This window comes from Citrobacter sp. TBCP-5362 (genome assembly GCF_005406305.1).
Taxonomy (GTDB): Bacteria; Pseudomonadota; Gammaproteobacteria; order Enterobacterales; family Enterobacteriaceae; genus Citrobacter_B; species Citrobacter_B koseri.
This window is the reverse complement of record NZ_CP040234.1, coordinates 1,442,005-1,467,293: the sequence shown is the minus strand read 5'-3', so window position 1 is coordinate 1,467,293 and position 25,289 is coordinate 1,442,005. Positions and strand designations below refer to the sequence as shown.

Annotated in this window: 22 protein-coding genes; 4 read left to right on the top strand and 18 right to left on the bottom strand. The window is 54.8% G+C overall.

Annotated elements, in window-relative coordinates; genetic code table 11:
• Positions 1-28: 28 nt before the first annotated feature.
• Positions 29-490 carry a GNAT family N-acetyltransferase gene (locus tag FD428_RS07110; protein ID WP_012131504.1) on the bottom strand — a complete coding sequence of 154 codons (462 nt, stop codon included), beginning with the start codon at positions 488-490 and terminating at the stop codon, positions 29-31.
• Positions 491-555: 65 nt separating this feature from the next.
• On the opposite strand from FD428_RS07110, the gene rbn reads away from it, so the two are divergent.
• Together rbn and FD428_RS07100 are read left to right on the top strand one after the other, a co-directional pair.
• The gene (gene rbn / locus FD428_RS07105) at positions 556-1,473 is read left to right on the top strand and encodes a ribonuclease BN (RefSeq protein WP_114848251.1); all 918 of its coding nucleotides are present in this window, start codon (positions 556-558) and stop codon (positions 1,471-1,473) included.
• Positions 1,474-1,537: 64 nt separating this feature from the next.
• Positions 1,538-2,542, top strand: coding sequence for a chemotaxis protein (locus FD428_RS07100; RefSeq protein ID WP_012131502.1), 1,005 nt, complete (start codon positions 1,538-1,540; stop codon positions 2,540-2,542).
• Positions 2,543-2,604: 62 nt separating this feature from the next.
• Here FD428_RS07100 and nuoN read toward each other — a convergent pair whose 3' ends face one another.
• The 14 genes from nuoN to lrhA all read right to left on the bottom strand — a co-directional run bounded on the left by nuoN (position 2,605) and on the right by lrhA (position 19,250).
• Complete coding sequence (nuoN, locus tag FD428_RS07095) at positions 2,605-4,062, bottom strand: NADH-quinone oxidoreductase subunit NuoN (RefSeq protein ID WP_012131501.1); 1,458 nt, start codon at positions 4,060-4,062, stop codon at positions 2,605-2,607.
• A 6-nt stretch (positions 4,063-4,068) separates the two neighbouring features.
• Positions 4,069-5,598, bottom strand: coding sequence for an NADH-quinone oxidoreductase subunit M (nuoM, locus tag FD428_RS07090; RefSeq protein WP_012131500.1), 1,530 nt, complete (start codon positions 5,596-5,598; stop codon positions 4,069-4,071).
• Positions 5,599-5,782: 184 nt separating this feature from the next.
• The gene (nuoL, locus tag FD428_RS07085; RefSeq protein ID WP_012131499.1) at positions 5,783-7,624 is read right to left on the bottom strand and encodes an NADH-quinone oxidoreductase subunit L; all 1,842 of its coding nucleotides are present in this window, start codon (positions 7,622-7,624) and stop codon (positions 5,783-5,785) included.
• A complete protein-coding gene (gene nuoK, locus FD428_RS07080) occupies positions 7,621-7,923 on the bottom strand; it encodes an NADH-quinone oxidoreductase subunit NuoK (protein ID WP_000612644.1) in 303 nt (100 codons plus the stop codon). The genes nuoL and nuoK overlap by 4 nt, the downstream gene beginning before the upstream one ends.
• Positions 7,920-8,474 (bottom strand): NADH-quinone oxidoreductase subunit J, encoded by a 555-nt coding sequence (gene nuoJ, locus FD428_RS07075; RefSeq protein ID WP_012131498.1) that lies wholly within the window; start codon positions 8,472-8,474, stop codon positions 7,920-7,922. Before nuoJ ends, nuoK begins: the two co-directional genes overlap by 4 nt.
• An 11-nt stretch (positions 8,475-8,485) precedes the next feature.
• The gene (gene nuoI / locus FD428_RS07070) at positions 8,486-9,028 is read right to left on the bottom strand and encodes an NADH-quinone oxidoreductase subunit NuoI (RefSeq protein WP_012131497.1); all 543 of its coding nucleotides are present in this window, start codon (positions 9,026-9,028) and stop codon (positions 8,486-8,488) included.
• A gap of 14 nt (positions 9,029-9,042) precedes the next feature.
• Positions 9,043-10,020, bottom strand: a complete 978-nt coding sequence (gene nuoH, locus FD428_RS07065) for an NADH-quinone oxidoreductase subunit NuoH (RefSeq protein ID WP_012131496.1) — start codon at positions 10,018-10,020, stop codon at positions 9,043-9,045.
• The gene (gene nuoG, locus FD428_RS07060) at positions 10,017-12,743 is read right to left on the bottom strand and encodes an NADH-quinone oxidoreductase subunit NuoG (RefSeq protein ID WP_047463972.1); all 2,727 of its coding nucleotides are present in this window, start codon (positions 12,741-12,743) and stop codon (positions 10,017-10,019) included. The genes nuoH and nuoG overlap by 4 nt, the downstream gene beginning before the upstream one ends.
• Before the next feature lie 81 nt (positions 12,744-12,824).
• Positions 12,825-14,162 carry an NADH-quinone oxidoreductase subunit NuoF gene (nuoF, locus tag FD428_RS07055; RefSeq protein ID WP_114848252.1) on the bottom strand — a complete coding sequence of 446 codons (1,338 nt, stop codon included), beginning with the start codon at positions 14,160-14,162 and terminating at the stop codon, positions 12,825-12,827.
• Positions 14,159-14,659: an NADH-quinone oxidoreductase subunit NuoE gene (gene nuoE / locus FD428_RS07050; protein WP_012131493.1), complete on the bottom strand. Its 501-nt coding sequence runs from the start codon at positions 14,657-14,659 to the stop codon at positions 14,159-14,161. The genes nuoF and nuoE overlap by 4 nt, the downstream gene beginning before the upstream one ends.
• 2 nt (positions 14,660-14,661) lie before the next feature.
• Complete coding sequence (gene nuoC, locus FD428_RS07045; protein WP_012131492.1) at positions 14,662-16,464, bottom strand: NADH-quinone oxidoreductase subunit C/D; 1,803 nt, start codon at positions 16,462-16,464, stop codon at positions 14,662-14,664.
• Between the two features lie 85 nt (positions 16,465-16,549).
• Complete coding sequence (nuoB, locus tag FD428_RS07040) at positions 16,550-17,224, bottom strand: NADH-quinone oxidoreductase subunit NuoB (RefSeq protein WP_012131491.1); 675 nt, start codon at positions 17,222-17,224, stop codon at positions 16,550-16,552.
• Between the two features lie 15 nt (positions 17,225-17,239).
• On the bottom strand, positions 17,240-17,683 hold the full coding sequence (gene nuoA / locus FD428_RS07035; protein WP_012131490.1) for an NADH-quinone oxidoreductase subunit NuoA: 444 nt from the start codon (positions 17,681-17,683) through the stop codon (positions 17,240-17,242).
• 628 nt (positions 17,684-18,311) lie between these two features.
• Positions 18,312-19,250, bottom strand: coding sequence for a transcriptional regulator LrhA (gene lrhA / locus FD428_RS07030; protein ID WP_012131489.1), 939 nt, complete (start codon positions 19,248-19,250; stop codon positions 18,312-18,314).
• Positions 19,251-20,185: 935 nt separating this feature from the next.
• Between lrhA and alaA the strand changes: the two genes are divergently transcribed.
• A complete protein-coding gene (alaA, locus tag FD428_RS07025) occupies positions 20,186-21,403 on the top strand; it encodes an alanine transaminase AlaA (RefSeq protein WP_012131487.1) in 1,218 nt (405 codons plus the stop codon).
• 104 nt (positions 21,404-21,507) lie between these two features.
• Positions 21,508-22,107, top strand: a complete 600-nt coding sequence (gene yfbR, locus FD428_RS07020) for a 5'-deoxynucleotidase (RefSeq protein WP_012131486.1) — start codon at positions 21,508-21,510, stop codon at positions 22,105-22,107.
• Positions 22,108-22,198: 91 nt separating this feature from the next.
• Here yfbR and FD428_RS07015 read toward each other — a convergent pair whose 3' ends face one another.
• The 3 genes from FD428_RS07015 to FD428_RS07005 form a co-directional block, all read right to left on the bottom strand.
• On the bottom strand, positions 22,199-24,031 hold the full coding sequence (locus FD428_RS07015) for an SLC13 family permease (RefSeq protein ID WP_012131485.1): 1,833 nt from the start codon (positions 24,029-24,031) through the stop codon (positions 22,199-22,201).
• Between the two features lie 77 nt (positions 24,032-24,108).
• Positions 24,109-24,786, bottom strand: a complete 678-nt coding sequence (locus FD428_RS07010) for a sugar phosphatase (protein ID WP_012131484.1) — start codon at positions 24,784-24,786, stop codon at positions 24,109-24,111.
• Positions 24,779-25,273: a YfbU family protein gene (locus FD428_RS07005; protein ID WP_012131483.1), complete on the bottom strand. Its 495-nt coding sequence runs from the start codon at positions 25,271-25,273 to the stop codon at positions 24,779-24,781. Before FD428_RS07005 ends, FD428_RS07010 begins: the two co-directional genes overlap by 8 nt.
• Between the last annotated feature and the right edge of the window lie 16 nt (positions 25,274-25,289).

Here is a 25,289-nt window from a genome sequence, read left to right as displayed (position 1 = left end):
CCCACTAACTATAGACAAAACCGGAACATCACACCTGGCTAACCTCGCGCGCCATACCCATGTGCGGGATACCGTCTTCGTCATAAACGTCCGTCACCGGAACAAAGCCGAATCGCGCATAGAAGGATTGCAGATGCGCCTGTGCGCCGAGATAAAGCGCCTTCTCCGGCCAGTGTTGCTCGCAGGATGCCAGGGTCTGCGCCATAAGCTGTTGCCCCAGTTTTTCGCCGCGCAGCGCTTCGCTGACGATCACGCGCCCAATCACCACCGGCTCCAGTTCGTCGTCGCTTTTCAGAATCCTCGCATACGCTACCAGCTCATCGTTATGCCAGCCCAGGATATGACGGTTCTCCCCCACCAGGTCATCGCCGTCCACATCCAGATACGGACACCGTTGTTCAACCACAAATACCGCGCAGCGCAATTTCAGTAACGCATAGAGTTGCGGGACGGATAATTCAGAATGATGCAGGTCTTGCCAGTGAATCATGGTGCGCTCCTTTTACGTATTCGCTTTATACTAGCCAGAATATTTTTTAAACGTGTAATGAAATAATGGAATTAATTTTTTTAGGTACTTCTGCCGGCGTTCCTACCCGCACGCGTAATGTCACGGCCATATTACTGAATTTACAGCACCCGACGCAGGCGGGGCTATGGTTATTCGACTGCGGTGAAGGCACCCAGCACCAGATGCTCAACACCGCGTTTAACCCAGGTAAGCTCGATCGCATTTTCATCAGCCATCTGCATGGCGATCACCTTTTCGGTTTGCCCGGTCTGCTGTGCAGCCGTTCGATGGCGGGAAACGCACAGCCGCTGACGATTTACGGCCCCAAAGGCATTCGCGAGTTCACCGAAACCGCATTGCGCCTTAGCGGCTCCTGGACTGATTATCCGCTGGAGATCGTTGAAATTACCGCCGGCGAAATTCTGGACGACGGTCTGCGCAAAGTGACCGCCTTTGCGCTTGAGCATCCGCTTGAATGCTATGGCTATCGGATTGAAGAGCATGACAAGCCCGGCGCACTGGATGCCAGTGCGCTAAAAGCGGCAGACGTGAAGCCCGGCCCGCTGTTTCAGGATCTGAAAGCGGGTAAAACCGTCACCCTGAACGATGGTCGCGTTATTAACGGCGCCGATTTTCTCGCGCCAGCCACACCCGGGAAATCGGTGGCGATATTTGGCGACACCGCGCCATGCGCGTCGGCCATCACGCTGGCAAAAGGCGTGGACGTAATGGTGCACGAAGCAACGCTGGATACCTCAATGGAAGAAAAAGCCAACAGCCGTGGGCACAGCTCCACCAGGCAGGCCGCGCAGCTGGCGCACGATGCTGACGTGGGCCAGCTCATCATTACTCACGTCAGCTCGCGTTACGATGACAGAGGCAGCCAACGCCTGCTGGCAGAATGCCAGGCGATCTTCCCCGCAACTGCGTTGGCTCACGATTTCGCCGTTTTCACGGTTTAACGCTCCATTTTTCTTCCTCAGTGCCGATAACAGAGAAAAGGCTGGCTTTCATATTGAGGATGCGATGGATAATTTCCAGAAAGATATTGATGACAGGGCTAACTTAACCCTGTCTAACCGCTTTGAACTGCTGTTATTCCGTCTCGGCACATCGCTGCATGAGCAGAAGTCGGAGCTATTTGGCATCAACGTATTCAAACTGCGCGAAATTGTGCCAATGCCCACATTTACGCGCCCTGCCGGAATGAAAGCCCCGCTTTTAGGTATGGTCAACATCCGCGATCAGGTGATCCCGGTCATCGACCTGCCCGCCGTGGCCGGGTGTAAACCGGAGAACGGGCTTAACATCCTGCTGATCACCGAATATGCGCGCAGCGTACAGGCATTTGCGGTGGAGTCCGTCGAGAATATTATGCGTCTGGACTGGCAGCAGGTGCATACCGCCGAGAAAGCGGTTAACGGCCGCTATATCACCAGCATTGCCTGTCTGGATGAAGACAAAGAGACCAACAACCTGGCGCTGGTACTCGACGTAGAGCAAATTCTCTATGATATCGTGCCGTCAAATCACGACTTGCGCGCCACCAATTTGAAAACCAGCAAGTTCAACATCACGCCGGGTGCGGTGGCGATTGTGGCAGAAGATTCTAAAGTTGCCCGTGCCATGCTGGAGAAAGGGCTGAATGCGATGGAGATCCCGCATCAGATGCACGTTACCGGTCAGGATGCCTGGGAGAAAATCCAGCAGCTGGCGAAAGAAGCGGAGGCGGAAGGCAAACCGATTAGCGAGAAAATCGCTCTGGTGCTAACCGACCTCGAAATGCCGGAGATGGACGGTTTCACCCTGACGCGTAAGATCAAAACCGACGAGCGCCTGAAGAAAATTCCGGTAGTGATCCACTCTTCCCTTTCCGGCAGCGCCAACGAAGATCATGTGCGTAAAGTCAAAGCGGATGGTTATGTCGCGAAGTTTGAAGTCAACGAACTGTCGTCGGTGATTCAGGAAGTAATGGAACGCGCCGCGCAAAACGTCAGCGGGCCGCTGGTCAGCCGTCAGTTACTGAGTTAACGTCCTGACGTTCAGGGCATAAAAAAACCCGCCACGGCGGGTTTTTTCGTTTCTGCTTTCGCTTACATCAGCGGCGTAGCTAACTGCACGATGCTAATCAGCGGTTGCGGGTAGATACCCAGCACCAGAACCAGCAGCGCGGAGATCAGAACCACAATACCGCCCGCGCTGTACTGCCAGTTAGACGGCGCATCACGGTTAAGCTGCTGCGGCGCACTCAGATAGAGGCTTACCGCAACACGCAGGTAGTAGTAGAGACCAATCGCGGAACCAACCACCACTGCGGCAACCAGCCACCACAGGCTGGCCTGCACACCGACCGCCAGGACGTAGAACTTACCGATAAAGCCCAGCGTCATCGGGATACCCGCCAGAGAGAGCATCATCACGGTCATCACCGCCGCGAGGATCGGACGATGCCAGAACAGACCACGGTAGGAGAACAGTGAATCGGCATCCGGGCCACGGAACGGGCTGGACATCAGGCTGACCACGCCGAACGCGCCGAGGCTGCTGAACAGATAACCGGCCAGATAAACGCCAACGGCTTCCATCGACATCTCGCCGCTTTGCAGGGCGATCAACGCCACCAGCAGATAGCCGAGGTGAGAAATAGAGGAGTAACCGAGCAGACGCTTAATGTTGGTCTGGCTCAGCGCCATCAGGTTACCGAAGATGATGGAGGCAAAGGCAATCACGCCCAGCACGATACGTACCGCTTCGCTGTCACCTACCGGCGCGTACAGGAACAGACGCATCACCACGCCGAAGATAGCGATTTTGCTCGCCGTCGCCAGGAAAGTGGAAACCGGCGCAGGCGCGCCCTGGTATACGTCTGGCGTCCACAGGTGGAACGGCACCAGCGAGAGTTTAAAGCCGAGACCAACAATCATCAGACCGAAGCCCGCCAGCAGCAGCGGTTCGTGCAACATGCCGTCGCCGAGGCTCTTACCAAGCGCGACAAACGACAGGTTGCCAGACTGCGCGTACACCAGCGCCATACCGAACAGCAGGAAGGAAGACGCTGCGGCAGACAGAATAGTGTATTTGATACTGGCTTCCAGCGAGCGTTTCTGACGGAAGGCGTAACCAATCAGGCCAAACAGCGGCAGAGAGATCAGCTCAATACCGAGGAACAGCGCCGCCAGGTGGTTGGCGTTAGCCAGCAGAATACCGCCCAATGCGGCAATCAGCACCAGCAGGTAGAACTCTTCCTGGTTGTCGTTATAGCCTTCAAGCCACGGATAGGCAAAGGTACAGGTGGCAAGACTCGCCAGCAGAACCAGCCCGGTGTAAAGCATGGCGAAACCGTCAACGCGCATCAGCGGGGTGACGTCCATCGCGCCCGCCTGGCCAACAAACCAGAGCGAAACCAGCGCGGCGTTAAGCCCAATGACCGACAGCGTGGCATTGAGGAAGTGATTGCGTCGCCACGCAATGGAGAGCATCACAACCACCACCGTCAAGCCGACGATCAGCAGCGGTAGCAGCGCAATCAGGTGTTGTGGAGTTATTGTCATGGCGATTTACGGCCTTGTAGTAGTAACGGAATTAACAAACCACTGCTGGATGTTGCTCATCGCAGAATGCGAGGTATCCAGAATCGGCTGCGGATAGAAGCCAAGCAGTACCAGAAGCACGACCAGCAACAGGATGATAAACAGCTCTCGCAGCGACATCCCTGGCATGTCCTGGCTGGCAATCTGGCTCTTCGCTTTACCGAAGTAAGCGCGATGCAGCATCGCCAGCGAGTAAACGGAAGCAAACACCAGACCAAAGGTTGAGATCACGGTAATGACCGGAACCACCTGGTAGCTACCGAACAGAATCATAAATTCGCCAACGAAGTTACCGGTGCCCGGCATACCGAGCGTCGCCACCGCGAAGAACATCGACAGCGCAGGCAACCATTTAATTTTGCTCCACAGACCGCCCATCATACGCATATCACGCGTATGCAGACGTTCGTACAGCTGACCACACAGGATGAACAGACCCGCTGCCGACAGACCGTGCGCAATCATCTGGATTACAGCGCCCTGGTACGCCAACTGGCTGCCGGTGTAGATAGCAATCAGTACGAAGCCCATGTGCGAAACGGAAGTGTACGCAATCAGACGTTTAATGTCGTACTGGGTGAAAGCCATCCACGCGCCGTAGAAGATGCCAATCACACCCAGCCACATCGCAATCGGCGCAAACTCGGCAGAGGCGTTCGGGAACAGCGGCAGCGAGAAGCGCAGCAGACCGTAAGCCGCCGTTTTCAGCAAAATACCGGCGAGGTCAACGGAACCTGCGGTCGGCGCCTGGGAGTGCGCGTCCGGCAGCCAGCCGTGCAGCGGAACCACCGGCATTTTCACCGCAAACGCGATGAAGAAGCCCAGCATCAGCAGGTATTCCACCCCGTGCGACATCGGCGTTTTCAGCAGGTCTTCGTAGTTGAAGGTCCAGACGCCGGTCGCATTGTGGTGTACAAACACCAGCGCCAGGATGGCAATCAGCATCACCAGACCGCTCGCCTGGGTATAGATGAAGAACTTGGTAGCCGCCGTGATACGCGTTTTACCGTCAGAGGCTTTGTGCCCCCACAGCGCGATCAGGAAGTACATCGGCACCAGCATCATTTCCCAGAAGAAGAAGAACAGGAACATGTCGATGGCAAGGAACACGCCGATAACGCCGCCCAGAATCCACATCAGGTTCAGGTGGAAGAAGCCCTGATATTTTTCGATTTCATTCCAGGAGCAGAGTACCGCCAGAACGCCCAGCAGACCGGTCAGCACCACCATCAGCAGCGACAAACCGTCGATAGCCAGATGGATAGAGATGCCGAAGCGCGGGATCCACGGCAGAATGAACTCAGACTGCCACTGCGGAATGCCAGCGGCTTGCGTCAGTGAATAGCCGCCCTGCAACCACAGTTGCAGGCCAAGCGCCAGCGTCAGTCCCATGGTGATCAGCGCAATCCAGCGCGGCACCTTCACGCCGAAGCGTTCGGTCTGCCAGCACAGAAAGCCACCGATAAAGGGAATTAATATTAGCCAGGGTAGTAACATGGCGATCTTTATTCCTTGTTAAAGTCCCATCAGGACCTGATTTTCAACGAATTCTCACAACAGAAAATTCACTTCGGATTGCGGCCTTTTTTGCCCGGTGGCGCTAACGCTTACCGGGCCTACAGATTCCCGTAGGTCGGATAAGCGCCAGCGCCATCCGACATCAACCCCACAATCCTCAAACTCAACGCAGTACCATCAACAGCGCCAGCACAACGACCGCACCGATGCTCATGGATGCCACATACCAGCGCAGATATCCGTTCTCGCTGAGCAGCAGGCCTTTACCTGCAAAGCGGGAAAGGATAGCCGGAACGTTCATCAGCGCATTGAGCGGGTCGCGTTTCAGCAGCCAGGCAACGCCGAGGAACGGCTTCACGAACACTTTGTCGTACAGCCAGTCGAAGCCCCAGGCGTTATACCACCAGGTGCCCAGCAGACGGCCCGGCGCACTGTTGGCGACAGAAGTCACCAGAGTACGTTTACCCAGCCACAGCCATGCGGCAATCAGGATGCCGACAATCGCAACCACGCCGGAGGCAATTTCCAGGGTCATCACGCGGCTATGCTCAAGCTCGGTCGTCTGCGGCAGCACACCCTGCAACGGCGGCACAATCAGCGCGCCAACAAAGGTGGACAGTACCATCAGCACAATCAGCGGCAGGTGATGCGTAATCCCCTTCCCTGCATGAGCGTGAATTTGTTCTTTACCGTGAAACACGATGAAAATCATACGGAAGGTGTACAAGGAGGTCATGAACGCACCGACCAGACCTGCAACCATCAGATTGATATGACCATTCGCCATCGCGCCGGCCAGAATCTCATCCTTACTGAAGAAGCCGGCGGTAATCAGCGGCAGAGCCGACAGCGCCGCGCCACCCACCAGGAAGCAGAGATACACCAGCGGAATAGACTTACGCAAGCCGCCCATCTTGAAGATGTTCTGTTCGTGGTGGCAGGCCAGAATCACCGAGCCGGACGCCAGGAACAACAGCGCTTTAAAGAAGGCGTGCGTCATCAGGTGGAAAATCGCCGCATCCCACGCCTGGACGCCCAGCGCCAGGAACATGTAGCCAATCTGGCTCATGGTGGAGTAAGCGAGAACACGTTTGATGTCGGTCTGCACCAGCGCGGCGAAACCGGCCAGCACCAGCGTAATCGCCCCAACGATCCCCACCAGATGCAGCACTTCCGGCGTCATCAGGAACAGGCCGTGGGTACGGGCAATCAGGTAAACACCAGCGGTAACCATCGTCGCGGCGTGGATCAGCGCGGAGACAGGCGTCGGGCCCGCCATCGCGTCTGCAAGCCAGGTCTGCAACGGCAGCTGCGCAGATTTACCTACCGCGCCGCCCAGCAGCATCAGCGTCGCCCACATCAGCATGTTGTTGCCGTCGGCGAAGTGCGCTGGCGCCAGTTCCACCATTTCGCGGAAGTTCAGGGTGCCCAGTTCGTTGTACAGAATGAACAGCGCAAACGCGAGGAACACGTCGCCCACACGGGTCACAACAAACGCTTTCATTGCCGCAGCGCCATTCTTCGGATCGGTGTAGTAGAAACCGATCAGCAGATAGGAGCACAGACCCACGCCTTCCCAGCCGAGGTACATCAGCAGCAGGTTATCGGACAGCACCAGAATAACCATGCTGGCGATAAACAGGTTGGTGTAGGCGAAGAAGCGGGAGTATCCCTCTTCACCGCGCATATACCAGGAGGCGAACATGTGGATCAGGAAACCCACGCCGGTCACTACCGAGAGCATGGTCAGCGACAGGCCGTCCAGCACCAGGTTGAAACCGATGTTGAAATCACCCACCGACATCCACGTCCACAGCGGCTGGCTGAACGCCTGCTTGCCGTTAGCGAAGAAGTCAACGCCGACAAACGCCGTCACCAGCGCCGCCAGGCCAATGGAGCCGACGCCCACAGTCGCGGAGAGGTTTTCCGACCAGCGACCGCGAGAGAACGCCAGTAATACAAAGCCAATCAATGGCAGAATAATGGTTAAGGCAAGCATGTTCATCCACGCATCTCACTTACTGAATCGATGTTCAGGTTCTGGCGACGGCGATGAAGTTGCAGTAACAGCGCCAGGCCAATACTCGCCTCCGCAGCCGCAAGGCTGATGGCGAGAATGTACATCACCTGACCATCCGTCTGGCCCCAGTAGCTCCCGGCGACCACGAAGGCCAGCGCGGAGGCGTTAATCATGATTTCCAGCCCAATCAGCATAAACAGCAGATTGCGGCGGATAACCAGACCGGTTAAGCCCAGCACGAATAAAATCGCCGCGAGGATCAGTCCATGTTGTAAGGGGATCATGCGTGCTCCTCCGTTTTTCTTTTCGCGCTGTCACCAGGACGGTTGCTCAGCACTTCGCCCACACGCTCTTCGCGACCGACGTGGAAGGCGACAACCAGACCGGCCAGCAGCAGCATAGAGGCCAGTTCGACCGCCAGAACGTAAGGCCCAAACAGCGAGATACCGACCGCTTTGGCGCTAATTGGCGTACCGTCGATACCCTGGTCGTTGACGCCCAGAATGGCGTACACGATCACCACCAGCATGATGGCCGACAAAATCGCCGGGCCAATCCACACCTGCGGTTTCAGCCACTGGCGTTCCTGTTCGATTTCCGAACCGCCGAGGTTGAGCATCATGACCACGAACACGAACAGCACCATGATGGCGCCCGCATAAACGATAATTTCCAGCGCACCGGCAAAGTAAGCGCCCAGCGAGAAAAACACCCCGGAAATCGCCAGCAGCGAAATAATCAGATACAGCAACGCGTGTACCGGATTGGTATGGGTGATGACTCGCAAGGTTGCGAGAATGGCGATCAGGCCACAGATATAAAAAGCGAACTCCATTGCCCCTCTCCTTACGGTAACAGGCTCTTGACGTCGATAGGCTTGGCTTCGTTCTCTGCTTCGCCCTTATCTTTGCCGTCGATTGCCATACCTGCCATCCGGTAGAAGTTATATTCCGGGTATTTGCCCGGACCGGAGATCAGCAGATCCTCTTTCTCATAAACCAGGTCCTGGCGCTTGTACTCACCCATTTCAAAATCGGGGGTGAGCTGAATGGCCGTCGTCGGACAGGCTTCTTCGCACAGGCCGCAGAAAATGCAACGTGAGAAGTTGATACGGAAAAACTCAGGATACCAGCGACCATCTTTCATCTCTGCTTTTTGCAGCGAGATACAGCCTACCGGGCAGGCTACCGCACACAGGTTACAGGCAACGCAACGCTCCTCGCCGTCCGGGTCGCGCGTCAGCACGATACGGCCACGGTAACGAGGCGGTAGATAGACCGGCTCTTCCGGGTACATCTGCGTTTCGCGTTTCGCGAACGCATGCAGGCCGATCATCCAGATACTGCGTACCTGGGTGCCGAAGCCTACTAACAATTCTTTTAAGGTCATGGTCTTTGTGCCCCTTATTGCGCCTGCCAGAGAATGACAGCCGCCGTTACCAGCAAGTTGATGAGCGTCAACGGCAGGCAGACTTTCCAGCCGAAGGACATTACCTGGTCATAACGAGGACGCGGTAACGACGCACGAATCAAAATGAACATCATCATAAAGAACGCGGTTTTCAGCGCGAACCAGATGAATGGCGGTAAGAACGGGCCATGCCAGCCACCGAAGAACAGCGTCACCATCAGCGCGGAGATAGTAACGATACCGATGTATTCCCCCACGAAGAACAGACCGAATTTCATACCGGAATATTCAATGTGGTAACCATCGGCCAGTTCCTGTTCGGCTTCCGGCTGGTCAAACGGATGACGGTGACACACCGCCACGCCCGCGATGGCAAAGGTGACAAAACCAAAGAACTGCGGAATAACGTTCCAGATATCAGCCTGGTTGTTGACGATGTCGGTCATATTAAATGAACCGGCCTGCGCCACCACGCCCATCAGGGAAAGCCCGAGGAACACTTCGTAGCTGAGCGTCTGTGCTGATGCACGCATCGCCCCCAGCAGCGAGTATTTGTTGTTGCTCGACCAACCGGCGAACAGCACCGCATACACCGCCAGGCCCGCCATCATCAGGAAGAACAAAATCCCGATGTTCAGGTCAGCGACAACCCAGGTCGGGCTAACCGGAACGATAGCGAACGCCAGCAGCAGCGAGGTAAAAGCGATCATCGGCGCCAGGGTAAAGATGACGCGATCCGAGAATTTCGGGATCCAGTCCTCTTTAAAGAACATTTTGATCATGTCCGCGACCAGCTGGAGCGAACCGCCCCAGCCAACGCGGTTTGGCCCATAACGGTTCTGGAACAGACCCAGCAGACGACGTTCGCCAAAGCTCATGAATGCCCCGCAGGTGACCACCACCAGCAGGATCACCACCGCTTTGAGAATGCTCAGCAGGATCTCGATCAGATCCGGTGTAATCCAACTCATTGTTGCGCCTCCTGCAGATTCTCAAGACGACCGCCCGCCAGAACCGGCGCGATGCCAGGCATACCCATCGGCAATCCGACCTGCCCTGCCGTTAAGCCTTCAGCGATTTCAACCGGCAGCGTTACCGTATTGCCGTCGTAGCTGAAAGAAACGCGCGTTCCCGCATTCACGCCCAACTTCGCGGCATCAGCCGGGTTGAGTTTGATGTACGGTTGCGGCATACGGCTCTGGAAGACCGGAGAACGCTGCGACATTTCGTCACTGCCAAACAGGTGATAGTACGGCGCGATACGCCACTGACCATCCTGCGCCTGGAAGCTGGCCGGAACGGTAGTGAAGTAATCAAGACCGTTTTCAGATGCTTCAATCAAACGCACGCCCGGATCGCCATGACGCAGTTTGCCGCCCACTTCATCCTGGAACTTGTTCCACGCCTGTGGGGAGTTCCAGCCTGGCGCCCAGGCAAACGGAATCTGCGAACGCGGCGCGCCCGGCTGGTTGTTCCCTTCCATTGAGAAGGCGAACATGGTGTCTTTATCCTGCGGCTGACGCGGCTCGTGAACGCTGATGTTAGCGCGCATCGCGGTACGACCGCTGTAACGGTGCGGCTCACGCGCCAGTTTCTGCCCGCGAATGCGGAAGGTCGCGTCCGGCGCGGCATCTTTAATGCCCGCCAGTTGCGGCATCGCGGCGATCGCGGCGTCAATAACGTGGTCCAGTTGCGTCCAGTCCACCTCGCGGTTCTGCACGGTGCTGTGCAGCGAGTGCAGCCAGCGCCAGCTTTCCAGCATCACGGTGTTGCTGTCGTAATAGGCCGGGTCATAAACCTGGAAGAAACGCTGCGCGCGGCCTTCGTTGTTGATGACCGTACCGTCGCTTTCCGCAAAACTTGCGGCGGAGAGCACCAGATGCGCATTCTCCATAATCGCCGTGCGCTGATGGTCAACCACCATCACCAGCGGCGCTTTTGCCAGCGCGGCATTTACGCGAACGGCGCTTGCATGACGGTGCAGATCGTTTTCCAGCACCACGACAGCGTCGGCACGACCGGTTTCCAGTTCGGTCAACGCGTCATCCAGCGAACCGCCGCCCATCATGCCCAGCCCCATGCTGTTGACCGAGCGGGCAATCATGGTGATGCCGACATCCGAACCACGGCCTTTCAGCGCTTTCGCCACGTTGGCGGCCGCCTGAATCACTTCCGCGCTACCGGCGTTGGTGCCGGAGATAATCAGTGGTTTCTTCGCACCCGCCAGCGCCTGAACGATGACGTCGATTTTGTTCTGCAAATCGCTGCTGATGCCGTCGACCACCGGTGCGCTGTCGTCCAGCGCATGAGCGATGGCAAAGCCTAAACGCGCCTGATCTTCCACCGGCGCACGGTAAGTCCATGCCGCGATGTCGTCCAGACGGGTGTTGTCAACATTGGTCACAAACAGCGGATGCTTAGCGCGCTGGCCGATGTTGAGGATGGCCGCAATCTGCCAGTCGGCCACTTTCTGGGCCGCCGCCATTTCACGCGCTTTGCCTTTCACCGCCTGGCGAACCGCCAGCGCAACGCGCGCGCCGGTCTGGGTAATATCTTCGCCCAGCACCAGTACCGCATCGTAAGATTCGATGTCACGCAGCGCCGGAGTATGAATGCCGCCTTCGCGCAGCACTTTCAGCGCCAGTTGCAGACGTTCCTGCTCGCCCTGAGCGATACCGGTATAGAAGTTATCCGCGCCCACCAGTTCACGCAGCGCGAAGTTGCTCTCAACGCTGGCGCGCGGAGAACCGATGCCGATCACCTTCTTCGACTGACGCAGAATATCCGCCGCGCCCTGCATCGCCTGCTCGGCGTTGAGGGTGATCAGGTCATCGCCACGACGCTGAATCGGCTGACGAGGCCTGTCTTTCAGGTTCACATAACCATAACCGAAACGACCACGGTCGCAGAGGAAGTAGTGGTTAACGGTCCCGTTGTAACGGTTCTCGATGCGACGCAGTTCGCCGTAGCGCTCGCCCGGGCTGGTGTTACAACCGATGGAGCACTGCTGGCAGATGCTTGGCGCAAACTGCATGTCCCACTTACGGTTATAACGCTCGGAGTGCGTTTTGTCGGTGAATACGCCGGTCGGGCAGATTTCCACCAGGTTGCCGGAGAATTCGCTTTCAAGCGTACCGTCTTCAGGACGACCGAAGTAGACGTTGTCATGCGCGCCATATACGCCCAGATCCGCGCCGTCTGCGTAGTCTTTGTAGTAACGCACACAGCGGTAGCAGGCGATGCAGCGGTTCATTTCGTGAGAGATGAACGGCCCCAAATCCTGGTTGCGGTGAGTACGCTTAGTGAAACGGTAACGACGGAAGTTGTGGCCCGTCATCACGGTCATATCCTGAAGGTGGCAGTTACCGCCCTCTTCACAGACCGGACAATCGTGCGGGTGGTTGGTCATTAACCATTCCACCACGCTTTCGCGGAACTGTTTCGCTTCTTCGTCATCAATAGAAATAAAGGTGCCGTCGGTGGCAGGCGTCATACAAGACATCACCAGGCGACCACGCGTATCTTCCGCGTTTTGATATTGCTTCACCGCACACTGGCGGCAAGCACCGACGCTACCCAGCGCCGGGTGCCAGCAAAAGTACGGAATATCAAGGCCGAGGGACAGACATGCCTGTAGCAGGTTGTCTGCGCCGTTGACCTCATATTCTTTGCCGTCTACATGAATCGTAGCCATAGTCAGCATGCTTCCAGTTGGCTTAGTCAGGGACTAAGCGTTAATCGAATGACTTATCGCGATGCAGGGGTAAGCCTGCAATTACCAGCGCTCTTTCAGCAGGTTCGGCTGTATACCACCAATCACATGGGTATTGCTGAACGGCTGCTTGATGCCAGCTTCGAATTCTTCGCGGAAATATTTAATGGCACTCTGCAACGGTTCGACCGCGCCTGGCGCATGCGCACAGAAGGTTTTACCCGGCCCGAGGAAACGACACAGTTGCTCAAGTGTCTCGATATCCCCAGGCTGGCCTTCGCCACGTTCCAGCGCACGCAGAATTTTTACACTCCACGGCAGGCCGTCGCGGCACGGCGTACACCAGCCGCACGATTCGCGCGCAAAAAACTCTTCCAGGTTACGCACCAGCGACACCATGCCAATTTCGTGGTCAACGGCCATCGCCAGCGCCGTACCCAGACGGCTGCCCGCTTTACCGATGCTTTCAAATTCCATCGGCAGGTCGAGGTGCGCTTCGGTCAGGAAGTCGGTTCCCGCGCCGCCTGGCTGCCAGGCTTTGAATTTCAGGCCATCGCGCATGCCACCGGCGTAATCTTCGAGGATCTCACGCGCGGTAGTGCCGAACGGCAGTTCCCACAGTCCCGGATTTTTCACGCGACCGGAGAAGCCCATCAGCTTGGTGCCCGCATCTTTGCTCTTCGAAATGTTCTGATACCACTCCACGCCGTTCGCGAGGATCGCCGGGACGTTACACAGCGTTTCCACGTTGTTGACGCAGGTCGGCTTGCCCCATACGCCGGAGCTTGCCGGGAACGGCGGCTTAGAGCGCGGGTTGGCGCGACGACCTTCGAGGGAGTTAATCAGCGCGGTTTCTTCACCGCAGATGTAACGCCCTGCCCCGGTGTGAACAAACAGTTCGAAGTCGAAACCGGTGCCCATGATGTTTTTGCCGAGCAGACCGGCGTCGGTCGCTTCCGCGATTGCGCGGCGCAGATGCACAGCCGCTTCGATGTATTCGCCACGCAGGAAGATGTAGCCACGGTACGCTTTCAGGGCAAAGGCGGAGATCAACATACCTTCCACCAGCAGGTGCGGCAGTTGCTCCATCAGCAGACGGTCTTTATAGGTGCCCGGCTCCATTTCATCGGCGTTACACAGCAGGTAACGGATGTTCATGGATTCATCTTTCGGCATCAGGCTCCACTTCAGACCGGTGGAGAAGCCCGCGCCGCCGCGCCCTTTCAGGCCAGCGTCTTTCACCTGATTGACGATCTCGTCAGGAGACAGCCCGGTCAGCGCTTTACGCGCGCCTTCGTAGCCGTTTTTACTACGGTATTCGTCCAGCCATACCGGCTGCTTGTCATCACGCAGACGCCAGGTCAGCGGATGCGTTTCGGGAGTACGGATAACGTTTTTCATTTATACCGCTCCAGTAGTTCGGGAATGGCTTCCGGGGTCAGATGGCTGTGAGTATCCTCATCAATCATCATGTTCGGCCCTTTGTCGCAGTTCCCCAGGCAACAGGTCGGCAGCAGCGTAAAGCGACCGTCAAAGGTCGTCTGCCCCGGCTTGATATTGAGTTTTTTCTCCAGCGCGGCCTGGATCCCCTGATAACCGGTGATATGGCACACCACGCTGTCACAGTAACGGATCACATGGCGACCGACCGGCTGGCGGAAGATCTGGCTGTAGAATGTGGCGACGCCTTCGACATCGCTCGCCGGAATACCCAGCACGTCGGCGATCGCGTAGATCGCGCCATCCGGCACCCAGCCACGCTGCTTCTGTACGATTTTCAGCGCTTCAATGGACGCCGCACGCGGGTCTTCGTAGTGGTGCTTCTCGTGCTCAATGGCTTCACGCTCTGCCGCACTCAGCTCAAAAGCCTCGGTTTGTGGTTGTTGATTCTCGTGCATAATTAGCGGTCCACATCTGACATAACAAAATCGATACTACCTAAATGAACGATCAGGTCAGACACCAGGCTGCCGCGCACCGCCACCGGAATCTGCTGCAAATGCGCATAGCTCGGGGTACGGATACGAGTACGGTAACTCATGGTGCTGCCATCGCTGGTCAGGTAGTAACTGTTAATACCCTTGGTCGCCTCTACCATCTGGAAGGATTCATTCGCAGGCATGACCGGGCCCCACGACACTTGCAGGAAGTGGGTGATCAGGGTTTCGATATGTTGCAGCGTGCGCTCTTTCGGCGGCGGCGTCGTCAGCGGGTGATCCGCTTTGAACGGGCCTTCCGGCATGTTATTGAGGCACTGCTCAAGGATGCGCAAACTCTGACGCAGCTCTTCGACTTTCAGCATCACGCGGGTATAGCAGTCGGACACGCCGCCGCCAACCGGGATTTCAAAGTCAAAGTTCTCGTAGCCAGAGTACGGACGTGATTTACGCACGTCGAAATCAATACCGGTCGCACGCAGCGCGGCGCCTGTACAGCCCCAGTCCAGCGCTTCTTTCTTGCCGTAAGCGGCAACGCCCTGGGAACGCCCTTTCAGGATGGTGTTGCGCAGCGCCGCTTTCTCGTAGGAGTCCAGACGCTTCGGCATCCAGTCCAGGAAATCGCGCAGCAGGCGATCCCAGCCACGCGGCAGGTCGTGCGCGACGCCGCCGATACGGAACCAGGCCGGGTGCATACGGAAACCGGTGATCGCTTCCACCACATCGTAAATTTTCTGACGATCGGTAAAGGCGAAGAAGACCGGGGTCATCGCGCCGACGTCCTGAATAAACGTCGAGATGTACAGCAGGTGGCTGTTAATGCGGAACAGTTCGGAGAGCATAACGCGAATCACGTTTACACGATCCGGTACGGTGATGCCCGCCAGTTTCTCTACCGCCAGTACGTACGGCATTTCGTTGACGCAGCCGCCGAGGTATTCGATACGGTCGGTATACGGAATGTAGCTGTGCCAGGACTGGCGTTCGCCCATTTTCTCAGCGCCACGGTGGTGGTAGCCGATGTCAGGCACGCAGTCGACAATTTCTTCGCCGTCAAGCTGAAGTACGATACGGAATGCGCCGTGTGAGGACGGGTGGTTTGGACCGAGGTTGAGGAACATAAAGTCCTCGTTTTCGGTGCCGCGTTGCATCCCCCAGTCTTCCGGTTTGAAGGTCAGCGCTTCCATCTCCAGATCCTGCTTGGCTTTGGTCAGCTCAAACGGATCGAATTCGGTAGCGCGCGCCGGGTAGTCTTTACGCAGCGGATGCCCTTCCCAGGTCGGCGGCATCAGCAGACGCGTCAGGTGCGGGTGGCCGTCAAACGTGATGCCAAACATCTCCCAGGTTTCACGCTCGTACCAGTTGGCGTTCGGGAAGAGTTTGGTAAACGTCGGCACATGCAGGTCGTTTTCAGACAATGCCACCTTGAGCATGATGTCGCGATTGCGGTCTATTGAGATCAGGTGGTAGAAAACGGAAAAATCCGCAGCGGGTAACCCGTCGCGATGCGTGCGCAGACGCTCGTCCATGCCGTGTAAGTCAAACAGCATGACGTAAGGTTTCGGCAGTTTCTTTAAGAAATCGCCAACTTCCAGTAATTGTTCACGCTTGACCCAAACAACGGGTACCCCGGTGCGGGTCGCCTGAACGGTAAAGGCATCCGGCCCAAAACGGTTGCGCAGTTCGCCAATGACCGGGTCATCCAGATGATCCCGGGTTTGCCATACAGCGTCTTGCGCGGTTAAGTCGGTCATATTGTTCACCATTGCAAATGGTCCGTGGTAGTCGGCAGTGCTTCGCGTTATTTATGTAGTGATAAGCGAAGTGAAGTCTGCTGCCGACAGGCGCAAATTAAATCTCGTCTGGTGTACGTAGATTCGTTACTGCAATGCGTTCGCCGCGTTTACGTTCGCGCTCTGACTGCATATTGGCGCGATAAACGCCCTGATCGCCAACCACCCAGGAGAGCGGACGACGTTCTTTGCCAATTGATTCCTGCAACAACATCAGCGCCTGCATGTACGCTTCGGGGCGCGGCGGGCAGCCCGGGATATACACATCTACCGGGATAAATTTATCAACGCCCTGCACAACCGAATAAATATCGTACATACCGCCAGAGTTAGCGCATGCCCCCATGGAAATCACCCACTTCGGCTCCAGCATCTGGTCATACAAACGCTGAATAACAGGCGCCATCTTGGTAAAGCATGTTCCCGCTACCACCATCAGGTCGGCCTGACGCGGCGAAGCACGCAGTACTTCCGCGCCGAAGCGCGCCACGTCATGCACGGCGGTAAAAGAGGTCACCATCTCGACATAGCAGCAGGAAAGGCCGAAGTTATACGGCCAAATTGAATTCTTACGACCCCAGTTAACCATGTCATGCAGCGCGTGTTCGAGCTTGCCCATATACACGCTTTTGTTGATTTCTTGCTCCAGGGGGTCGGTTACGATCTCCTGTTTTTGCAGGGGGTAACGGTCATTCTCACCGTTGGGATCTATGCGGGTGAGCGTATAATCCATCTTAATGCCTCGCGGTTAGCGTTGACGATTAGCGATACTGTTCGTTTCCGGGTTCATACGCTCGCGGCGTGAACGCGCGGGCGTCCAGTCCAGCGCGCCAATACGCACCAGATAAACCAGACCAGCCAGTAACACAAAAATAAAAATTGCAGCTTCCACAAAGCCTACCCAACCGCTTTCACGGATAGAAGTCGACCATGCGAACAGATACAGCGCTTCAACGTCGAAGATAACGAAGAACATGGCTACCAGGTAAAACTTGGCAGACAGGCGTAAGCGGGCGGAGCCGACCGAGTCGATACCTGATTCAAACGGGGTGTTTTTCGACCTCGCGCGTGCGCGACCGCCTAAAAACCAACCGCCGACGAGCATCAGGCAGCACAGGCCAATGGCAATAATAAGAAAGATAGCGAATGCCCAGTGATGAGCGATGATTTCAGTGGATGTTGACATACTCATTGCTTACTCATCAAAAGTAGCGCCAAATTCTCTGCTCTTTTCGGCAGATGAACGCCACATCGATTCATGGGGAGGAATAAAAAAAACCTTACAATCACTGTAGAAAATGATTAAACAGCTAATTGATGTGGTTTTTTACTCCTTTCTATAACCTTTTGTCAACTTTAACAAAAGTTCCCTCACATTAATTTACATCGACCCAACACCATTAACATTTAATGCCATTTTGACTGATTTCGATCGCATCACCAGCCCGAATTTAATGTTGTTGAATCGTGTCCGTTGTGAAGTAAATGAGATAATACACTCCTATTTTGACAGGATTTTACGCAGATGCCTCCCCCTAAATGGGAGTATTTTCTTGATCTGTGACACGCTTTTGTTAATCCGCCATAAAAAACAGCAACAATTTCTCTAGTTTTTTAACATGGAAACAAAACCAGACCGTCAGTGCCTATTTTTCATCCAAATTAACAGGTTAATGACTACTTACTGATTTTTTAGGCTTTTTCCCGCATTTACGTTCGAAACGCCGGTAAATTGTATAAAAAAAGAACCGCTGGATGTTTTTTCAGCATCAGCGGCCCTTTTTTACACTTACATTTTATAACGTTTTTTTTGTGACTGGCTACTCAAAGTCACCTTCAACCATCAGCGAATCGTCTCCTCCTTCGGGAGTAAACTGACTGTATTGCCAGGGGTTTTGGTAACTGTCCATCGCCTGATAGATAACCTGCGCCAGTTCGTTCTGGCCTGATGGATCGCGACACAGTAAGTATTCCGTATCTGGCAACGGCGGTAATCCATCCGCAGCGCCGAGTACGCGTAAATCCGGGCTCATCATCTCAACCGGTCGCGCGGTGATCCCCAGTCCGGCTTTTACGGCCGCGCGTACCGCCGCTAACGTTGAGGCCACATAGGCAAGGCGCCAGGGAATATTCGCCGCATTCAACGTCGCTAATACGATATCGCGGAACGGGCTGGGATCGTCTAACAACACCAGCGGGATCGGTTCCCCCTTCTGTAGCACATATTCCGCCGCGCAGTACCAGTGTGTCGGCGATGTGCGCAGGTTCAGGAACTCGAAAGATCCCGGACGGTGCGTAGTGACAATCAAATCCACTTCCTGCGATTTCAGCATATCCACCATAAAGGCGTTACGTTTCACCCTCACATCCAGAGCAAGCTTCGGGTAAACCGAACTGATCCGATTGAGCAGGAAAGGCAATATCGTATCGGCGGATTCATCAGAAGCGCCAATTGTTAATACGCCCTGAAGATTGCTAAACATCAATGATGAGCACGCCTCATCATTAAAGCGCAGGATTTTTCTGGCGTAACCCAGAAGCTGAATACCGTGTTCAGTCAACAGCTTGTTACGACCATGACGGGCGAACAACTCCTTGCCCACAAGCTGCTCAAGACGCTGCATTTGCTGACTCACCGCAGACTGAGTACGACACACCGCCGCCGCCGCAGCGGCGAACGTGTTCAGATCGGCAACAGCAACAAACGTTCTCAGCAGATCGAGGTCGAGGTTAATTATCGGACGATTTGCATTTATCATAATTTTTCACTTACTGGCGGGTCATACCATGTTGACCTGGTTAATGCTGTGTGTTCATAAACAAACAATTCCATTTGTAATGTGCTTCCCTCGCCGTTTCACTTGCGTAACCAAGTGAAAGTAAAAATGTATTTGGTGCTGCTAACAACCTCTTCTCCTTTCTTTTCGAATAATCCCAGAGGTCATTACCAGGGATATATCGAGGAGAAGACGCATACCTTTTTAGGTAACAACGGAATTCTGCTAAGGATAAACGTGTAATTTTGTAAATGTAAAAGAAGTTAACGGACATTTACCGACACAAAAAAAGCCTACTGAGCAACAAGTTAGTTATAGATGCTCGTCATAAAAATTAGCAGACAACGCAGACTGCGCACCATTTCCTGGGGCTTATCTTAACCCAAAACCACTATATTTATAAGCCTTAATACGAATAATCTGAAGCGTGATTATGTTATCTTAACTAAGAAAATTATGTATTATTAATCTCACCAGCAAGTGCTTTTTAAATATTAAATAATAATTAATTAAGATCGCCACTACTCATTAATTCTACTTAACAATAGATTTACACCCTAACGTTTACAGATCATGGCGATAACAGTAGTTTCGTAAAAGCATTCAGTATTTTCCTGATAATTGAGTTATGCTGATGCCGCTAACACTTTCCTCCCTGAGTTTAGACTATTTTTTAACAAAACATACAACCACACAAAAGCCTGATACTAAAAACAAAAAACCAATAAAATAAATAAAAGCAGTAATAAAAACTGTAATAATGGCATTAAAGCAGGACTTAACAGCACAATCCCACACTAAGCCTGAGCAAAATCTTCTACTGCTGACCCTTCAAAACTCACCGCTGTGGGAGTACATTGTTCCGTGCTGACTTCCACGGCAGGGAGTGGCGATAACAGCTAAAAAGGTCAAGATTCATGTCCCCCATTGAAAAATCCAGCAAACTAGAAAATGTCTGTTATGACATCCGCGGCCCTGTTCTGAAAGAAGCGAAACGCCTGGAAGAAGAAGGCAATAAAGTTCTGAAACTGAACATCGGCAACCCCGCCCCTTTTGGTTTTGAAGCGCCTGATGAGATCCTGGTCGATGTCATCCGCAATTTACCAACGGCGCAGGGGTATTGCGATTCAAAGGGTCTGTATTCCGCACGCAAAGCGATCATGCAGCATTACCAGGCGCGCGGCATGCGCGACGTCACCGTAGAAGATATCTATATTGGTAACGGCGTATCCGAATTGATCGTGCAGGCAATGCAGGCGTTGCTGAACAGCGGGGACGAAATGCTGGTTCCCGCGCCGGATTACCCGCTGTGGACAGCGGCAGTCTCGCTCTCCAGCGGCAAAGCGGTACACTATCTTTGCGATGAATCTTCTGACTGGTTCCCGGATCTCGACGACATCCGCGCCAAAATCACGCCGCGTACCCGTGGCATTGTGATAATCAACCCGAATAACCCAACCGGCGCGGTTTACTCCAAAGAGCTGCTGATGGAGATCGTTGAGATTGCCCGTCAACATAATCTGATCATTTTCGCCGATGAGATTTACGACAAGATCCTCTACGACGACGCTGAGCATCATTCTATCGCCGCGCTGGCGCCGGATCTGCTGACCATTACGTTCAACGGGCTGTCCAAAACCTATCGCGTCGCCGGATTCCGCCAGGGCTGGATGGTGCTGAATGGGCCGAAAAAACACGCCAAAGGCTACATTGAAGGGCTGGAGATGCTGGCGTCAATGCGTCTGTGCGCCAACGTTCCGGCGCAGCACGCGATCCAGACGGCGCTGGGCGGCTACCAGAGTATTAGCGAATTCATCATGCCGGGCGGGCGTTTGTATGAACAACGTAACCGTGCGTGGGAGCTGATTAACGATATTCCGGGCGTTTCCTGCGTGAAACCGCGCGGCGCACTGTATATGTTCCCGAAAATAGATGCGAAGCGCTTTAACATCCACGATGACCAGAAGATGGTGCTCGACTTCCTGTTGCAGGAAAAAGTGCTGCTGGTGCAGGGAACCGCGTTCAACTGGCCCTGGCCAGATCACTTCCGCATTGTAACGCTGCCTCGTATTGACGACATTGAAATGTCGCTGAGTAAATTCGGGCGCTTCCTGTCAGGGTATCATCAGCTGTAACCGTAAACTGGCCGTCGGATGCAACGTGAGCAAGACGAGTATTTGCATCCGATGGCCTTCTCTGCGCACAATGACCCTCAGGTTGTCATCATGAAAAGGTCACTATGAAGCAGAGCCATTTTTTTGCCCACCTCTCCCGCCTGAAACTGATTAACCGCTGGCCATTGATGCGCAACGTGCGCACCGAAAACGTCTCCGAACACAGTTTGCAGGTGGCGATGGTCGCCCACGCGCTTGCCGCTATCAAAAATCGCAAATTCGGCGGCCAGGTCAATGCCGAGCGTATTGCGCTACTGGCGATGTACCACGATGCCTCTGAAGTGTTGACCGGCGATCTCCCGACTCCGGTGAAATACTTCAACTCGCAAATCGCGCAGGAATACAAAGCGATTGAGAAAATTGCCCAACAAAAACTGGTGGATATGGTTCCTGACGAACTGCGCGATATTTTTGCACCGCTGATCGACGAACATGCTTACAGCGAAGAAGAGAAATCTGTTGTGAAGCAAGCCGACGCGCTTTGCGCCTATCTGAAGTGTCTGGAAGAGTTATCGGCGGGCAATAATGAATTCCTGCTGGCAAAAACGCGACTGGAAAAAACCCTGGCGTCGCGCCGCAGCGAAGAGATGGACTATTTTATGGCGGTGTTTGTACCCAGTTTTCACCTCTCGCTGGATGAAATCAGCCAGGATTCGCCGCTATAAATCGTTTTGCCGGATGGCGACGTAAACGTCTTATCCGACCTACTGCTACATTTGTAGGCCGGATAAGCGAATAGCGCCATCCGGCAAAAAATCAAAACGGAAACAGCACCGGGATCATCACCACGCATACCGCCATAACGATTATCGTAAACGGCACCCCGATCTTAACAAAGTCGCTAAAACTGTAATTCCCCGGCCCCAGAACCAGCGTGTTTACCGGCGAGGAGACCGGCGTCATGAACGCCGCCGACGCCGCCATTGCCACCACCATCGCGAAAGGATACGGTGACACCCCCATCGACTTCGCTGCCGCAAGGGCTATCGGCGCCATCAGCACGGCGGTCGCGGTATTGGAAATAAACAGCCCGATGGTGGCGCACAGCACAAACAGACATGCCAGCATCATATAGGGGCCATAGCCGCCGCCGACATCCATCAATCCTTTAACGACCAGATCAACGCCGCCGGTCTTTTGCAACGCCAGCGCAAAAGGCATCATCCCGACAATCAGGATAATGCTCGGCCAGTGAATCGCTTTGTAGGAGCTTTCTGCATCAATACAGCGGAATTTCCCCATCAGCAGGCAAGCAATGATTGCCGCGATCGGGTTAGGGATCTCATCGGTCAGCATCAGCGCAACCATCAGCACCAGACAGAAGATCGCATGCGGCGCCTGGCTGTGCGCCGGGGAGGCGTCGCTCACTTCCACAGGCATATTCAGCACCACGAAGTCACGGCCCTGCTTCGCCAGTTGACCAATCAACTTCCAGTTTCCCACCACCAGAATAATGTCGCCCATTAACAGCGCTTCATCAGCAAGCGACCCTTCGATTGCTACGCCGTCACGCTTCAGACCGACGACATTCAGGCCATAACGCGTACGAAAACCGATCTCGCGCACCGATTTGCCAATCAGTTCCGATTCGGGAATCAGGGAGATTTCCGCCATCCCCACATCCAGCGCCTGATCGGAAAAATACTCGCCGCGTAAAACCATCGGCTCCAGCAGTTGCTCGCTGCAAAATTCCCGGAGATCCACCTCGGCGGCAGACATATCGATCAGTAACACATCGCGGGCGCGAAATTCCGACACCCCATTGACGTTAACAATAACGCGCCGAAAGCGCCGCCAGCGTTCAACGCCGATCACGTTCGCGCCATAGCGCTCACGCAGCTTAAGGTCATCCAGACGCTGGCCGACCATCGGCGAACCTGGGCGAATGGCAAGCCGACGAGCGCGACCGGTCAGACGGTACTCTTTGATTAAATCGCGAAAGGCGCGACGCTTCCAGCCATCACGCTGCTGCGACGCATCATCCCCTTTCAACATAAAGCGCATCACCAGCATGTAGATAATGCCGAGGAACAGCACCACCAGCCCAATCGGCGTGACGCTAAAGAAGCTAAAACCGTGCAGCCCTTCGCGCAGCAGTTCACTGTTCACCACCAGGTTGGGCGGCGTCGCCACCAGCGTCATCATGCCGCTGATAAGACCGGCAAAACTGAGCGGCATCATCAGGCGTGAAGGCGAGGTCTGCATACGCATAGAAACGCTTAACACCACCGGGATGAAAATCGCGACCACACCGGTTGAACTCATAAACGCGCCAAGCCCGGCAACGGTGATCATCAGCAGCACCAGCATTTTGACTTCGCTGCTACCGGCCATTTTCACCAGCCAGGCGCCCATGACCGTCGCGACGCCGGTACGCACCAGTCCGTCGCCGATAATGAACAAGGCGGCAATCAGAACAACGTTAGGATCGCTGAAGCCGGAAAAGGCCTCTGAGATGCTCAATGTTCCACTCAGAACAAAGGCGACAATGACCAGCAAAGCAATCGCGTCCATGCGCACTTTGCCCGTCGCAAACAAGATAACGGCAATCGCCAGTAAGGAGAGAACCCATATCAATTCACCGTTCACAACATATCCTTGTTAAATGAGAGGGATGGACTGATTCTGCCATAAAAAAGCCCCAACAATGCGGGGCTAAATCATGTTCAGGTATTTCTAAGAACGACCACGTTTCCGTTGGGCTGTTTGGTCACGGAAATGTGCTCAAGGCTGCTCAGGGCAAAATCGACGTCCGCAATGCGGGGCGTGTCCTCAGGCGCATTGACCGCAATGACATGACACCCGGCGGCCAGCCCGGAGAGAATCCCGGCAGGCGCGTCTTCCACCACCGCGCATTCCTGCGGCGAGAGGCCGAGCAGTTGGGCGCCCAGCAGATAGGCATCCGGTTCCGGTTTGCCGCGCTTCACGCGCTCGGCGGTAACAAACACCTCTGGCGCAGGAAGGCCGGCCGCCTGATGGCGCGCCCGCGCAACCGGCATCGAGCCTGAGGTAACGATAGCCCAGGGGATACCGGCTTTATTGAGATGGTTCAGCAATTCGACCGCGCCCGGCAACGCCACAATCCCTGCCGTATCCGTCGCTTCTATCTGTTCCAGACGGGTAAACTCTGCGGCGATCTCCTCTTCCGGCTTTCCCGCCATGAAGTGTCGCAGAGAAGTGATAGCCTGCTTGCCATGAATAAAGCTCAGCACTTCATCATGCGTGAGGCCAAAACGATCGGCCCAGTTGCACCATGTCCGCTCTACAACGGGTAAGGAGTCAACCAACGTTCCATCCAGATCAAACAGAAAGCCTTTGCACTGCACGCTCACCCCCTCAGGCATTGATAATCTGATTAATTTCGTTCGAGCTCAGGTGATACTGGCGCGGGCAGGAGTGCCAGACATTCAGCATACGCTGGTATTTTTCCCACATCGGCGTCTGGGCATTAAAGCCATGCGTACCGGCATCAAAGTGGGTATAGCGCCCTTCCACGTTCACCATAAAGCGAACGTAGCCCAGATAACGCGCTTCGGTTGCGGCATCAAACCCGAGGAACGTCACACGACGCTCGTCAATAGTTTGCGCGTCTTTCAGGTTAGTCCAGGACACATGTAAGGCGTGATACATCTCCATGATATCGATAATCGTGCGGCAGGTTTCTTCCTTCAGTTCGCCAAACTCACGATCCAGCTCACGCATCTGCAAGCCGTAGCCGCGTTCAATGATCGTTTGCAGACGGCGATAACGCTCGGCGTTGGTCGGGTCGAGCATGGTCATCATTTTGTACTGGTTAGACAAAATCAGACGTTGAGCGTTGGTCATTTCCATTTTGGGACTCCTGTAT